13 protein-coding genes are annotated in these 13,617 nt (G+C 63.2%); 5 read left to right on the top strand and 8 right to left on the bottom strand.

From position 1 onward, the window contains the following. Positions 1-4: 4 nt before the first annotated feature. A complete protein-coding gene (gene mobA, locus ATY75_RS17360; RefSeq protein ID WP_064841349.1) occupies positions 5-634 on the top strand; it encodes a molybdenum cofactor guanylyltransferase MobA in 630 nt (209 codons plus the stop codon). Further along, positions 631-1,149 (top strand): molybdopterin-guanine dinucleotide biosynthesis protein B, encoded by a 519-nt coding sequence (gene mobB, locus ATY75_RS17355; protein WP_088938529.1) that lies wholly within the window; start codon positions 631-633, stop codon positions 1,147-1,149. The genes mobA and mobB overlap by 4 nt, the downstream gene beginning before the upstream one ends. Here the strand turns inward: mobB and ATY75_RS17350 are convergent. The 3 genes from ATY75_RS17350 to ATY75_RS17340 form a co-directional block, all read right to left on the bottom strand. Further along, positions 1,084-3,246, bottom strand: coding sequence for a hybrid sensor histidine kinase/response regulator (locus ATY75_RS17350; RefSeq protein WP_088938720.1), 2,163 nt, complete (start codon positions 3,244-3,246; stop codon positions 1,084-1,086). The genes mobB and ATY75_RS17350 overlap by 66 nt on opposite strands. After that, positions 3,218-4,729 (bottom strand): ATPase domain-containing protein, encoded by a 1,512-nt coding sequence (locus tag ATY75_RS17345; protein ID WP_088938528.1) that lies wholly within the window; start codon positions 4,727-4,729, stop codon positions 3,218-3,220. The genes ATY75_RS17350 and ATY75_RS17345 overlap by 29 nt, the downstream gene beginning before the upstream one ends. A 149-nt stretch (positions 4,730-4,878) precedes the next feature. Then, entirely contained in the window at positions 4,879-5,772 is an 894-nt protein-coding gene (locus tag ATY75_RS17340) for a LysR family transcriptional regulator (RefSeq protein ID WP_088938527.1), read from the bottom strand. Between the two features lie 140 nt (positions 5,773-5,912). Here ATY75_RS17340 and ATY75_RS17335 point away from each other — a divergent pair, with 140 nt between their 5' ends. After that, complete coding sequence (locus ATY75_RS17335) at positions 5,913-6,308, top strand: cupin domain-containing protein (RefSeq protein WP_088938526.1); 396 nt, start codon at positions 5,913-5,915, stop codon at positions 6,306-6,308. A 13-nt stretch (positions 6,309-6,321) separates the two neighbouring features. After that, entirely contained in the window at positions 6,322-7,311 is a 990-nt protein-coding gene (locus ATY75_RS17330) for an aldo/keto reductase (RefSeq protein ID WP_088938525.1), read from the top strand. Positions 7,312-7,355: 44 nt separating this feature from the next. Here ATY75_RS17330 and maiA read toward each other — a convergent pair whose 3' ends face one another. From maiA to ATY75_RS17310, 5 genes are all read right to left on the bottom strand, one after another. Continuing rightward, positions 7,356-7,991 carry a maleylacetoacetate isomerase gene (gene maiA / locus ATY75_RS17325; RefSeq protein WP_088938524.1) on the bottom strand — a complete coding sequence of 212 codons (636 nt, stop codon included), beginning with the start codon at positions 7,989-7,991 and terminating at the stop codon, positions 7,356-7,358. Continuing rightward, a complete protein-coding gene (locus tag ATY75_RS34635) occupies positions 7,988-8,140 on the bottom strand; it encodes a hypothetical protein (protein ID WP_172601191.1) in 153 nt (50 codons plus the stop codon). The genes maiA and ATY75_RS34635 overlap by 4 nt, the downstream gene beginning before the upstream one ends. A 167-nt stretch (positions 8,141-8,307) precedes the next feature. Next, the gene (locus ATY75_RS17320) at positions 8,308-9,630 is read right to left on the bottom strand and encodes a HAMP domain-containing sensor histidine kinase (RefSeq protein ID WP_088938523.1); all 1,323 of its coding nucleotides are present in this window, start codon (positions 9,628-9,630) and stop codon (positions 8,308-8,310) included. Beyond that, positions 9,627-10,367, bottom strand: a complete 741-nt coding sequence (locus ATY75_RS17315) for a response regulator (RefSeq protein WP_088938522.1) — start codon at positions 10,365-10,367, stop codon at positions 9,627-9,629. Before ATY75_RS17315 ends, ATY75_RS17320 begins: the two co-directional genes overlap by 4 nt. Before the next feature lie 114 nt (positions 10,368-10,481). Continuing rightward, positions 10,482-11,516 (bottom strand): alpha/beta hydrolase, encoded by a 1,035-nt coding sequence (locus tag ATY75_RS17310; protein ID WP_088938521.1) that lies wholly within the window; start codon positions 11,514-11,516, stop codon positions 10,482-10,484. 306 nt (positions 11,517-11,822) lie between these two features. Here ATY75_RS17310 and ATY75_RS17305 point away from each other — a divergent pair, with 306 nt between their 5' ends. Further along, positions 11,823-13,592 carry a cytochrome c biogenesis protein DipZ gene (locus tag ATY75_RS17305; protein ID WP_088938520.1) on the top strand — a complete coding sequence of 590 codons (1,770 nt, stop codon included), beginning with the start codon at positions 11,823-11,825 and terminating at the stop codon, positions 13,590-13,592. Positions 13,593-13,617 lie beyond the last annotated feature (25 nt).

The following is a 13,617-nucleotide window of genomic DNA, read 5'->3' as shown; positions in this document are numbered from 1 at the left end:
GATGATGACTGAATTCTCGCTCGACAGATCCGATATAGCAGGCGTCGTGCTGGCCGGCGGCCGCTCGCAGCGCATGGGCCGCGACAAGGCGGACGTGATGCTCGGGACCGAAAGCCTGCTCCGCCATGTGCTGACCCGCCTCTCGCAGCAGGTCGTTCCCGTTGCCGTCAATGCCGATACCGCCACTGAGGATGTTCCCGTCGTTCCCGACCGTTTCCCCGGCAAGGCCGGGCCATTGGCCGGCATTCATGCGGCCATGGTCTATGCCGCCGGCCTGCCCGCGGTCACCCATGTCGTCACCGTCTCTGTGGATTGCCCGTTCTTCCCGGCCGATCTCGTCGCCCGGCTGGCGGCAGCGCTCGAACGCCCGTCGCAGATCGCCATCGCCGCCTCCGAGGGCCGCAGCCATCCCGTCTTCGGTCTCTGGCCGGTGACGCTTGCCGCCGATCTCGAAACCTGGATCGCCGCCGACGAAAAGCGCCGCGTGCGTGACTTCCTGTTACGGCATGACGTAACGGAAGTCGCGTTTCCGCTGCATCCGACCCGCGCCAGCCTGCTCGATCCCTTCTTCAACATCAACACGCCCGATGATCTCGTCGAGGCGCAACGCTGGCTGGAGGCCCTTCGCGCATGACCGCCCCGAAAATCTTCGGCATCGCCGGCTGGAAAAACTCTGGCAAGACCGGCCTCGCCGTCCGGCTGGTGACCGAGTTCACCCGCCGCGGCTACACGATCTCCACGATCAAGCACGCCCATCATGATTTCGACATCGACAAGGTCGGCGCCGACAGTTATCGCCACCGCCAGGCCGGCGCTCACGAGGTCACCATTGTCTCCGGCACGCGCTACGCCATCATGCACGAGCTGCGCGGCGCCCCCGAACCCGAATTCGAGGAAATTCTTGCCCGTCTCGCCCCCTGCGATCTCGTGCTGATCGAAGGCTACAAGCGCGAACCGATCCCGAAGATCGAGGCCCGCCGCCTGGAGGCCGCCAATCGCCAGCCGCTGGCGCCGAGCGACCCTCATATCCGCGCCATCGCCGCCGATCATGCCGTTGCGGATACGGCCCTGCCCGTCTTCGATCTAGACGACACAGGCGCCATCGCCGATTTCATCGCAGCGATCGTCGGCCTTGAACAGCAGCCCTGAACCCCGCGCGCGGCCCGATCCGAGCACTTGAGAAGTCTCGCCGGCCACCGCCCTGGCGATTTCCTTGGCGAGCTGGGCCTGATCATAAGGTTTTCCCAACCTCGGAAGATCGATATCGGTGCCGGCGGGAAGATCGGCATAACCTGTCGCCAGCACGATTGGCAGCGCCGGATGAATGTCCCGCGCCGCCGCGGCGAGCTGTGCGCCGGTCATGCCGGGCATCAAATAATCGGTGATGACAAGATCGAAATGCTGACCGCTCCTGATCAACTCTAGCGCCTGCAAACCGGAATTTGCCTCGACGACCTCATGGCCGAGATCTTCGAGCATGTCGACCGAGCTCATGGCGATCAAGGCGTCGTCATCGACCAGCAGGATCTTCAGCCTGGATGCGGCCGGCGAAGCGGGCAGTTCGGGCTCGGCGCGCCGCTCGGGCCACCGTTCGGTCGCCGGAAGCCACAATTCCGCGGTCGTTCCCACCCCAAGCTGACTTTTCAGAATAAGTGCGCCATTGAGCTGAACGGCAAGTCCGTGGATCATCGACAATCCCAGGCCCGTGCCCTTTCCGAGTTCCTTGGTCGAGAAAAACGGATCGACGGCCTTCTTCAGCGTCTCCGCGTCCATGCCGGTGCCGCCGTCGGTCACCGCTAGGACAAGATAGGCTCCCTCGCCGAGATGGTCGTTACCACAGACGACCTCTTCCTCGCGCAGCGAAATGGACACGGCGCCCCCATCCGGCATCGCATCGCGGGCATTGACGGCAAGGTTGAGCAGCGCCAATTCGAGCTGGTTCGCATCAACCAGTGCCGGCGGCAATCTTGCCGGCAGGGTGGTTTCGATGCTGACCGAAGTGCCGACCGAGCGCCGCAGGAGGTCGTTCATGCCGGAAACCAGCTCGGCCAGATCGACGGGCTTGACCTGCAAATCCTGCTGTCTGGCAAAAGCCAGGAGCCGTTGCGTCAGCGCCGCCCCGCGGCGCGCGCCCTGAAGCGCCCCGTCGACGAGACGCGTCGCCTTGGCGTCTCCGGCCACGTGTTTGCCGAGCAGCTCCAGATTTCCGAGAACGACCATCAGCAGATTGTTGAAGTCATGGGCGACGCCGCCGGTGAGTTGGCCGATCGCTTCCATTTTCTGGGATTGGCGAAGCTGCTCTTCGGCTCTTTCACGCTGGGCGACCTCTTCAACCAGGGTCTGGTGGGCGGCGTTGACCTCCCTGGTCCGCTCCCTGACGCGTTCTTCGAGGGTTTCGTTGAGCCGTCTCAGATTTTCCTCGATGGTCTTGCGGGCGGTGGTATCGGAGCAGACGCCGACGAGCTTCCTGGCGGAACCGTATCTGTCGGCATAAAGCTGGGCATGAACCTCGGTCCAATGCAGTGATCCATCCGGCCAGAGCGTCCTGTGCTCCAACGAATAGTCGCGGCCGGTATCGATTGTCTGGCGCAGGCGCGCCAGCACAAAGTCGCGATCGTCGGGATGGATGCTTGCGATCAGATCGTCACGCGTCACCTCATCATCCGGCCCTCGGCCGAAGACTGCCTTACAGGTCGCCGAAGCCGACAAGACCATCGAGGACAGCTCCAGCTCCCACGCCCCGAGACGACCGGCGGCGAGCGCTGTCTGCAGCCGCCGCTCTCCCTCTCCCAAAGCCTCCAGCCGGGCGCGCGCTTCATACTGGCGCAGCCGCCCCTTCAGTGCGGTCCGCGCAACGCTGATGAAGGACGTGGCATGGAACGGCCTCTCCAGAAAAGTCACGTTGCCGAGGAGCTCGGAAAGCCTGGCAGCGGCAGGATTTCGGTCAGGTCCGCCGCCACGCTGGGTGAGGACGATGAACGGCAGATCGGACCAGCTTGGCTGAGCGGCAACCCAGGCAGCAATCGGTGTCAGGTCACACCCGCGGACGGCCTCTTCCGTCAAAATGCCCACCGCGACTTCGTCGTCGAGGGATGATGCGAAAACAGTGAGGTCGGCAACAGCTATCGAGGCTAGTCCGGCCTCATCGGTCAACGATGCCGCGACCTGGGCGTCGCGTCCGGCCGGTGCGTAGATCAGCGCCTTCGGGTCTTGGAGATTAGGAATTGCCGCCGTCCTCGCTGTCAGTGGGCAAAAGCGGAGCGGTCGCTGCGACGAACTCCGGAACACCACGAAGCACGCCCTGGAAACCGACGATGGGATCTCCGAATGTCAGGCCGCCAGCATCGATCCGATATTCCCGGATGGTGTCCTCGTGGTGGCCGGTCCTTTTCTTGATGATGGAGACCGCCCGCCGCACGCGCCCGACCGCCTCGAAATATCGCAGCAGGATGACGGTGTCCGCGAGATAGGTCACATCAACAGGTGCCTTCATGTCGCCGACCAGTCCATGCTGGGCAACGGTGAGGAAGGTGTTGGCGCCTTGCCTGTTCAGATACTGCAGCAGCTCGTGCATATGCAATATCAGCGAATTCTCGTCTGGCATCGAGGCCTGGTAGCCGTTGATGCTGTCTATGACGACGGTCTTCGCTCCCGATCTGTCAACGGAAGCACAGACCCGATGGGCGAATTCACCCGGTGACAGTTCCGCGGCATCGAGCTGCTCGATATGCAGCAGACCCTGATCCCTCAGGGCCTCAAGATCCATGCCGAGCGCTTTCAGGCGCGTGAAGAGCAAACCAAGCTCCTCGTCGAAGATGAAGGCAGCCGCCCGTTCGCCGCGTGCGATGGCCGCCATCAAAAATTGAAACGAGAAAGTACTCTTGCCGGTACCGGCCGGACCCAGGATCAATGTACTCGACCCTCGTTCGAGCCCGCCGCCGAGAAGCAGGTCCAGCCGGGCAATACCGCTGGAAAGCTGATTGCGAGCATAATTCGACCTGTGTTCGGCGGCGACGAGACGCGGAAACACGACGACACCGCCGGTCTGGATGGTGAAATCGTGATACCCGCCGCGGAACGCCTGCCCGCGGTATTTCGTCACCCTCAGGCGTCGCCGCTCGGCGCCGTAATTCGGCGCCAGCTCATCGAGATGAATGACCCCGTGCACGACACTGTGCACCGTTTTGTCAAGCGTGTCGGAGGTCAGATCGTCGAGGAGAAGGACGGTCGCTCCTTGTCGGGCAAAATAATGTTTGAGCGCAAGAATCTGCCGGCGATAGCGCAGCGAGCTTTGCGCGAGCAGCCGTATTTCGGACAGGCTGTCGAGAACCACCCGGTTCGGCCTGACCCGCTCGAAAGCTGCGAAGATTTCTTGTGTCGACTCTCCGAGTTCAAGATCCGAGGAATAAAGCAGGCTCTGCTGCTGGTCGGCACCCAGCAAGCTTTCCGGAGGCACGAGCTCGAAGACTTCGATATTGCCGTCGACCACCATGCCGTGCGATGCGGCAGCGGCCCTAAGCTCGCTCTCGGTTTCCGACAGGGTGATGTAGAGCCCCTGCTCGCCGAGCCGCGCCCCTTCGATCAGAAACTGCAATGCGATAGTCGTCTTGCCGGCTCCCGGATTTCCTTCGAGGAGAAACACGTGGCCAGTGGAAAGGCCCCCCGCCAGAATTGTATCCAAACCGGACACCCCGGTCCGGGCTTTCGTGGCAGGCGCCGCAGTATTCATCCATTGTTTCCTCAGTTTTAATGGGAATTAGCGGCGAGCGATGGAATGTCAAATCGCCGGCAGGCGTGATTTCGCCTCCGGTAAAGCCGATCGATCGAACGCCGGCGGCTCGGATGTGCGTCCGTCCGGGCCGTTCGAAACGCCGGCGTCTATCCTCGATAACGAAGCGCATCGACGACGACGGCAAAGGCCGGCGACGTGTGCCGGCGGCTCGGATAATAGAGATGATAGCCGGGAAACGGCAGGCACCAGTCCTCGAGCACGCGCACCAGCCGCCCGTCGGCCAGATGCGCTGCGACCACGTCCTCCGGCATATAGGCAAGCCCCAGGCCCGCCAGCACCGCGCTGAGCCGCAGCGCGATATTGTTGAAGATCAATTGTCCTTCGACGCGAACCCTGAGTTCACGCCCGTCCTTCTCGAACTCCCAGGCATAGACGCTGCCATAGGTCGGCAGGCGCAGATTGATGCAATTGTGGTCGGTCAGTTGCTGCGGCGTCAACGGCTTCGGCCTGGTGTGGAAATAGGCGGGAGCGCCGACCACGGCCATGCGCATGTCCGGGCCGATGCGCACCGCGATCATGTCCTTCGCCACCTGTTCTCCAAGCCGCACCCCCGCATCGTAGCGCTCGGCGACGATGTCGGTCAGGCCGTAGTCGACGATAATCTCGACATTGATATCGGGAAAATCAGGCAGGAGCTTTTCCAAGGCCGGCCAGAGTACGGCATCGGCCGCATGCTCGCCGGCATTGATGCGGACGGTGCCGGCCGGCTTCTCCCGGAACGCGCTCAAGGCCGCAAGCTCGGTCTCGATCTCGTCGATGCGCGGGCCTATGGTGAGGAGCAACCGTTCCCCGGCCTCCGTCGGCGAGACGCTGCGCGTCGTCCGTGTCAGCAAGCGCAGCCCAAGCCTTTCCTCCAGCCCGCGGATGGTGTGGCTGAGCGCCGATTGCGAAACTCCCAGCTTGCCCGCCGCCTTGGTGAAGCTCTGCGCGCGCGCAACGGCAAGAAAGGCGATCAGGTCGTTGACGGCGGGACGTGGCATTTATGAAATTTCCTCATGAGTTCTTGCCGTTTCTACCACCTAATCGCGACTACGCCCACGCGCTAAATAGCTTGTTATCCCAGGCAGACATGTCTGCCCCAGGCGGAAACCGCGCCCCAACAACCGGAAAGGAAGACGAGATGGACATCAAGCGAAGCGGTTCGCAGCCTTCGGCCAGGGGACCGTCCGACTGGTTTACCGGCAGCGTGCGCGTCGATCCGCTGTTTGCAGTGACGAGCCCCGCACGCGCGGCCGGCGCGAGCGTCACCTTCGAGCCCGGCGCCCGAACCGCCTGGCACACCCACCCGCTCGGCCAGACGCTGATCGTCACCTCGGGCTGCGGCCGCGTGCAGCGCGACGGCGGGCCTGTCGAGGAGATCCGCGCCGGAGACGTCGTCTGCTTCGCACCCGGTGAACGCCATTGGCACGGCGCGTCGCCGACGACGGCGATGACCCATATCGCCATCCAGGAACGGCTCGACGGCAAGGTAGTCGACTGGATGGAGCATGTCACCGACAGACAATATCAAGGCTAGAAAGGAAACGTCTATGCAGAAGCGTGAACTCGGAAGGAGCGGACTTCAAGTCTCGGCCATCGGTCTCGGCTGCATGGGGCTGAGCTATGGTTACGGCCCGGCAACCGGCATACCGGAGGCGACCGCGTTGCTCCGGCGGGCATTCGAACGCGGCGTGACCTTCTTCGACACCGCCGAGGCCTATGGACCCTATAAGAACGAAGAGCTTTTGGGAGAGGCGCTCGCTCCCTTCCGCAGCGAGGTGGTGATCGCCACGAAATTCGGCTTCAACTTCGACGCCAATGGCGGCCAGAGCGGCATGAACAGCCGCCCGGAGCAGATCCGCGCGGTTGCAGACCAGGCGCTGAAGCGCTTGAAGACCGATGTCATCGATCTGTTATACCAGCATCGCGTCGATCCGGATGTTCCGATCGAGGACGTCGCCGGCACGGTCAAGGCGTTGATTGCGGAAGGCAAGGTCCGGCATTTCGGCCTCTCCGAAGCCGGCGCCCAGACGATCCGCCGCGCCCAGGCCGTCCAGCCGGTGACGGCGCTGCAGAGCGAATATTCGCTCTGGTGGCGCGAGCCCGAGCAGGAGATCCTTCCGGTGCTGGAAGAGCTCGGCATCGGCTTCGTGCCGTTCAGTCCGCTCGGCAAGGGCTTCCTCACCGGCGCGATCAGCGAAACCACAACCTTCGACAGCAAGGACTTCCGCAACATCGTGCCGCGGTTTTCGGCAGACGCGCGAAAGGCCAACCAGGTGCTCGTCGATCTCCTCGCAGAGATCGCCGCGCACAAGAAGGTCACCTCTGCCCAGGTGGCGCTCGCCTGGCTGCTGGCGCAGAAGCGCTGGATCGTGCCGATCCCCGGCACCACCAAGCTGCATCGGCTTGACGAGAACATCGCAGCCGCCGACGTCGAACTGACCGTTGAGGATCGCGGCAATATCGAAAGCGCGCTCGCCAGCATCAAGGTGGAAGGCGATCGTTATCCCGCGCATCTGCAGGCAAGGGTCAACCGCTGAGAAAGGAAGCGGCCGCCATCGTTTGCGGCCGCCTCTTCATCGCGTCATCGTCTCGGCGCCGGCGCGTTCTCCTGGAAAGCCGGGATCGCCTCGAGCCTGCCGACAATCTCGGCAATATTGGGCCACCGGGCGAGATCGAAGCCCATGCGGCGGGCGCTGATCGCCTGCGGGAAGAGAAAGATATCGGCAACGCCAGGCCGGTCGCCGATGGCGAAGGCGCCCTGCCTCCGGCCGGCAATCATCGTCTCCACAGCTGCCATTCCCTCACCGACCCAATGGCGGCTCCAGGCGGCAATGGCATCGGCATCGGCCTGGAAGGTCGTTTTCAGATGCAGCCCGATCCGCGGCGGCAGCAGCGCATGGATCTCTGCTGCGATCGCCAGCGCGATCGACCGCGCCAGTGCCCGGCCCTCCGCTGTGTCGGGCAGCAGCGCCGGTTGCGGCTGGACCTCGTCGAGATATTCGATGATCGCCAGCGACTGGGTGATGAGAACGCCGTCATCCGTAAGCAAGGCCGGCACCAGCCCTTGCGGATTGACGCTGCGATATCCGGCCTGCCGGCTCTCGGCCTCTTCGCCGAGAATGCTGACCGGCAGCGCCTCGGCCGTCAGCCCCTTCAGGGCGAGCGCGATCCGGACTCTTGAGGTCGCCGAGGAAATTTCATTCTGATACAGTTTCACAGTCTTTCTCCCTGATGGCCTGAAACGGAAACCGTGGATGCCGCCGTCACGAGGCCGGCAAGCGGCGAAGGTTCCCGCGAGCTTACGTCGTAGATGCAGGGCGCGGCGAAAACCGCCGCTCCCAGAATGCAGATGATCATCAATCGCATCAAATCCTCCATGGCTGCTGCCGCGACCGGCTTGAACGGAGTGTGTTTGACCGACTGTTGTATCGGGCATGTTTCCGACATCGGCCGTAATGTCACAAAACGTAGCATCCGTTATCCAGGGTATTTTCCCATACAGAAACGCCGGAAACTTTGCGGCGGCCCCATCGTCACCGAAGAGTGACTTCCGCCGCCAGCCCGCCGCCGGGGCGATTGTAGAGTCGAAGGGATCCGCCGATTTTGGCGGTCAGCTGCTGGGCGATCGCAAGACCGAGACCCGTGCCGCCGGTCTCCCGGTTGCGGGATTGCTCCAGCCGGAAGAAAGGCTGCATGGCGGCTTCGAGCATCTCGTCAGGAATTCCAGGCCCCCGATCCATCACGGTGATGACGATATCGTTTTCCGCGTTGTGCCCGACGCTGATTTCGGCAGCACCCGCAAACTTCAAGGCATTGTCGATGAAGTTCGACAGGATACGGCGAAGAGCGTGCGGCTTGGTCGAGGCGGCGCCCTGAACCGGCCCGACGACCGTCACCGCCTTGCCGGTGTCCTGGTAGTCGTAGGCTATGCTGTCGATGAACGAGGCGAGATCGATGCGGGCATTATTCTCGCCGCTGCCGTGGGCGCTGCGCGCATAGGCTATGCCATCCTGGACGAGGCGCTGGATCTCGCCGAGATCATGTACCAGCTTGTCTTTCTCGGGCGAATCCTCCGCCATATCGGCGCGCAGCCGCATGCGGGTGATCGGCGTCTGCAGGTCGTGCGAGATGGCCGCCAGGATCTGCACGCGCTCCTCGAGATAATGGGCGATCCTCTCCCGCATCGCGTTGAATGCCCTCGCCGCATGCGCGACCTCGCTCGGACCGGCCTCACTCAAGGCGGAACCGTCATTGTTGGGATCGAGGGCATCGGCGGCGGCAGCAAGCGTGCCGAGCGGCCGGATCGCCTGGCGAACCGCAAACCAGGTGCAGAGGATGAGCAGCAGCATCTGGACGATGAAGACATAGGGCAGCCATGCGGCGATCGGCATGACGCCCTTCGGTGTGACGTCGATCGTCAGCGGGCTTCCGTCGCTCAGCGTCAGATGCGCCTGCAATCGGTTCACCTCGCCTGGGATCCGTTCGACGTTGATCGGAAAACGATGCCCGATCGCCTCCTCGATCTTGCCTGATATCTCCGCCCCCTTGCTTGACGTGTCGGGCACGCCGGGAAGGCCCGTCCCGAGCACGAAACGGTAGTTGCCCCGGCCGAGCCGATCCAGAAGATCGCCGCGCTCGCCAGGCGGGAGCCGGTCGAGAACGGCGATCGACGTTGCAACGTCATTCTCCAGCGTACCGAGCATCACAGCTTTGGCCGACATGGTGCGCTCCATGTAGAGCACGCTGAAGGACAGCCCGTAGGCAAGGGCGAGACCGATCAGAAGGATGAGGAAGATCCGCGACCGCAACGTCCTCGGCCATACAGAACCCACCAACGAAGGGATGGCCGCCCTCATGGACGCAGCTCCGTAATTTCGACCGGAACAGAAAATACATAGCCTTCGCTGCGCACCGTCTTGATGTAGGTCGGTTCGCGCGCATCGTCGCCCAGCCGCTGGCGCAGCCGGCTGACCAGGAGATCGATCGAACGATCGAAGAGATCGGCGTCGCGGCCCTGCGTCAGGCTCAGAAGCTGATCGCGATTGAGCACCCGCTGCGGATGATCGATGAAGACGCGAAGCAGCCGGTATTCGGCGCCGCTGAGTGCAATCGCCGTCCCCTCCTTGTCGAGCAGATGCCGGGCGACCGTGTCGAGCCGCCAGTCGCCGAAGCTCAGCAGTTGCCCCGCTTCACTGATCTGCAGGTTGGGCGGCAGCATGCGCGTGCGCCGCAGCACCGCCTTGATGCGGGCTAGCAGCTCCCGCGCGGCAAAGGGTTTGGCGAGATAGTCGTCGGCGCCCATCTCTAGCCCGAGGATCCTGTCCATCTCGTCGGTGCGGGCCGTCAGCATCAGGATCGGGATGGCCTTGTGCCGGCCGGAGCGCAATTCGCGGCACAGCACCAGCCCGTCGTCGCCGGGCATCATCACGTCGAGCACGATCAGGTCGACGGCGTTGGCTTCGAGAAAGCTGCGCATCTGCCGCCCGTCCGCGGCAACGCTGGTCCTCAGCCCGTTCTTCTGCAGATAGCCCGAGACCAGCTCGCGGATTTCGCGATCGTCATCGACGACCAGGATGTGATCGACATGATCCATATGTCTGTATTCCCTTACCGATAGAAGCAGTCGCGCCCTTCGCCTCGACATGGAGGCGCTGACGCGACCTACGCATATTCCGCCGGACGGAGCAATGCGGCCCCGCGCCAGCGATCAGAAGCGGTCGACGTCGATGACCGCCTGCGCAAAAGCCTGCGGTGCCTCTTGCGGCAGGTTATGCCCGATGCCGCCGCCGATCGTGCGATGCTCGTATCGGCCGGAGAACTTTCCGGCATAGGCGGAGGGCTCCGGATGCGGCGCACCGTTTGCATCCCCCTCCATGGTGATCGTCGGCACCGAGATCATCGGCAATCCGGCAAGCGTCTTTTCATAGGCATCGTATTTGGCCTCGCCTTCGACAAGCCCGAGGCGCCAGCGATAATTGTGAATGACGATCGCGACATGGTCGGGATTGTCGAAGGCGGCGGCCGACCTGTCGAAAGTCGCATCGTCGAAATTCCACTTCGGCGAAGCCGTCTGCCAGATGAGCTTTGCGAAATCATGGGTATTGCTTTCGTAACCCAGCCGCCCACGCTCGGTTGCAAAATAGAACTGATACCACCAAGCCAGCTCAGCCTTCGGCGGCAGCGGCTTGAGGTTGGCCTCCTGGCTGCCGATCAGGTAGCCGCTCACCGAGACCATCGCCTTGCAGCGCTCCGGCCACAACGCCGCCATAATGTTGGCCGTCCGCCCGCCCCAGTCATAGCCGGCAATGACCGCCTTCTCGATATCGAGCGCATCCATGAGCGCGATCATATCCGCGGCCAGCGCCGACGGCTGACCGTTGCGCGGTGTCTGGTCGTCCAGGAAACGGGTCGTGCCGTAACCACGTAGATAGGGGACGATCACTCTATAGCCTGCCGAGGCCAGCAGCGGCGCAACATCGACGAAACTATAAATATCGTAGGGCCAGCCATGCAGCAGCAGAACAACGGGACCATCCGCTCTGCCGGCCTCGGCATAACCAATATCGAGCACGCCCGCCTTCACCTGCTTCAGCGCTTCAAAAGACGTATTGGTTCCGGCCTTCACGGCCGGCAGCGCCGACTGGGCGACGGCTGTCCCGGCCACGCCGAATTCGACGGCAGCAAGGGCGATTGCCGTCATGCCGAAGAAGCGGCGGCGGTGATGGTTGATTTGCTCTGACATCGGTCTCTCCTGTCGAATGGATCACGTCCTCAAAAGACGTTCCACTTGTATCAGCGATATGTCATGAGCGACCATTATTGAATGCTGATGTAGCTTCCGGCCGCCGGGATACATTTTGATACAATCGCGCGGTGCGACCCCGTTTGTGTCGCTTTGTATCGCGATCGCCCATCTGCAAACTTCGGTACATTTTCCCGCGAAACCGGACACATCCGGGATACGTCGACCCGGCCATATCCCCGTCGTTGCTGGTTCAGGCCCATCGCCGTCCAGCGCCCGATCAATCGGTTTCAAAGGAAAACGATGATGACACTGCTGATCATTGCCTATCTCGGAGGCGCGCTGACGATCCTCAGCCCGTGCATCCTTCCCATTCTCCCCTTCGTCTTCGCCCGTGCCGGACAGCCATTTGTTCGCAGCACCCTGCCGATGCTGGCCGGCATGGCCGCCACCTTCGCCCTCGTCGCCACCCTTGCCGCGGTCGGCGGCAGCTGGGCCATCCGCGCCAATGAATATGGCCGCCTCGCCGCGATCGTCCTGCTGGCGCTCTTCGGCGCCAGCCTTCTGTCGCCGCGCTTTGCAAGCACCCTTGCCCGGCCGATCGTCGATCTCGGCAACAATCTTCTGAACGCCAACGGCAGTGGACGCGCCGCGCCGACGGTCAAGAGCGCCCTCATCCTCGGCGCCGCCACCGGCCTGCTCTGGGCGCCCTGCGCCGGGCCGATCCTCGGCCTTGTCCTGACCGGCGCCGCCCTGCAGGGCGCCAACCTGCAGACGACCTTCCTGCTGATCGCCTATGCCGCCGGTGCCGCAACGTCGCTTGCCGTCGCCCTGCTTGTCGGCGGCAGGATATTCGCCGCCATGAAGCGTTCCCTAGGGCTCGGGGACAGGGTTCGCCAAGGTCTCGGTGCTGCGGTCATCACGGGCGTCGCCGTCATCGCGCTCGGCCTCGACACCAGCCTGCTGTCGCGGCTTTCCTATGCCAGCACCGCCTCGCTGGAACAGGTCGTGCTCGACCGGCTGCATGCCAAGCCCGCCACCGGCGCAGCCGCCGAGGTCGCCGGCAACGACGTAGTGATCGCCGACGCGAAGAAACCATTCCTCAGCGATCTGCCGGTCGAAGGTTATGCACCGTCGCTCGACGGCGTCATCGAATGGCTGAACTCCAAGCCTCTGACCACGGAGCAGTTGCGGGGCAAAGTGGTGCTCGTCGACTTCTGGACCTATTCTTGCATCAACTGCATTCGCACGATCCCCTATGTCAGGGCCTGGGCGGAAAAATACGCGGATCAGGGCCTCGTGGTGATCGGCGTCCACGCGCCGGAATTCGCCTTCGAAAAGAAGATCGACAACGTCAAGAAGGCGCTCAGTGATTTCCAGATCGGCTATCCCGTTGCGATCGACAATGATTACAAAATCTGGCGCGCCTTCGAAAACAGCTACTGGCCTGCCGGCTATCTGATCGACGCCAAGGGGCAGATCCGCTACCACCATTTCGGCGAAGGCAATTACGACAGGACCGAAAAAGCCATTCAGGACCTGCTGCGCGAGGCCGGCAGCCAGATGACGTCAAGTGCGCCGGTCGCGCCCAATGCCAGGGGCGTGGAAGCAGGTCCGGACCTCGGCAATATCCGCTCCGGCGAAACCTATCTCGGCTACGAACACGCGGCGAATTTCGCCTCGCCCGAGGGGCTGCAGGCCGACGCCCCGCAGAACTATTCGATCGCCGAACCCGACCTCAACGGCTGGGGCCTGTCGGGAACCTGGACTGTCGGCAAGGATCAGGCGACGCTTGACCAGGCCGGCGGCGGCATCACCTATCGCTTCAGCGCCCGCGACCTGCATCTTGTTCTCGGGCCCGGCGGCGACGGCAAGCCGATCCGCTTCCAGGTGACGGTCGACGGCAGGGTGCCCGGGCCGGACCACGGCTCCGACATCGATGCCGATGGCAAAGGCACGGTCACGGCGACCAGGCTTTATCAGCTCGTCCGCCAGTCCGGCACGGTCGGCGCCCGCAATTTCGAGATCCACTTCCTCGATCCCGGGGTGCGGGCCTACGCCTTCACCTTCGGCTGAGCCGCAGACCGATCAATTCCGATCC

Source organism: Rhizobium sp. N122, from assembly GCF_002211295.1.
In the GTDB taxonomy this organism is placed as follows: Bacteria; Pseudomonadota; Alphaproteobacteria; order Rhizobiales; family Rhizobiaceae; genus Rhizobium.
The sequence above is the reverse complement of the archived record's forward strand: the minus strand, read 5'-3'. Positions and strand labels throughout refer to the sequence as shown.

Bases quoted from the DNA above. Each gene is read 5' to 3' on its own strand.
- mobA (WP_064841349.1), top strand. From the start codon at position 5: ATGACTGAATTCTCGCTCGACAGATCCGATATAGCAGGCGTCGTGCTG.
- mobB (WP_088938529.1), top strand. From the start codon at position 631: ATGACCGCCCCGAAAATCTTCGGCATCGCCGGCTGGAAAAACTCTGGC.
- ATY75_RS17345 (WP_088938528.1), bottom strand. From the start codon at position 4,729: ATGAATACTGCGGCGCCTGCCACGAAAGCCCGGACCGGGGTGTCCGGT.
- ATY75_RS17340 (WP_088938527.1), bottom strand. From the start codon at position 5,772: ATGCCACGTCCCGCCGTCAACGACCTGATCGCCTTTCTTGCCGTTGCG.
- ATY75_RS17335 (WP_088938526.1), top strand. From the start codon at position 5,913: ATGGACATCAAGCGAAGCGGTTCGCAGCCTTCGGCCAGGGGACCGTCC.
- ATY75_RS17330 (WP_088938525.1), top strand. From the start codon at position 6,322: ATGCAGAAGCGTGAACTCGGAAGGAGCGGACTTCAAGTCTCGGCCATC.
- ATY75_RS34635 (WP_172601191.1), bottom strand. From the start codon at position 8,140: ATGCGATTGATGATCATCTGCATTCTGGGAGCGGCGGTTTTCGCCGCG.
- ATY75_RS17320 (WP_088938523.1), bottom strand. From the start codon at position 9,630: ATGAGGGCGGCCATCCCTTCGTTGGTGGGTTCTGTATGGCCGAGGACG.
- ATY75_RS17315 (WP_088938522.1), bottom strand. From the start codon at position 10,367: ATGGATCATGTCGATCACATCCTGGTCGTCGATGACGATCGCGAAATC.
- ATY75_RS17310 (WP_088938521.1), bottom strand. From the start codon at position 11,516: ATGTCAGAGCAAATCAACCATCACCGCCGCCGCTTCTTCGGCATGACG.
- ATY75_RS17305 (WP_088938520.1), top strand. From the start codon at position 11,823: ATGACACTGCTGATCATTGCCTATCTCGGAGGCGCGCTGACGATCCTC.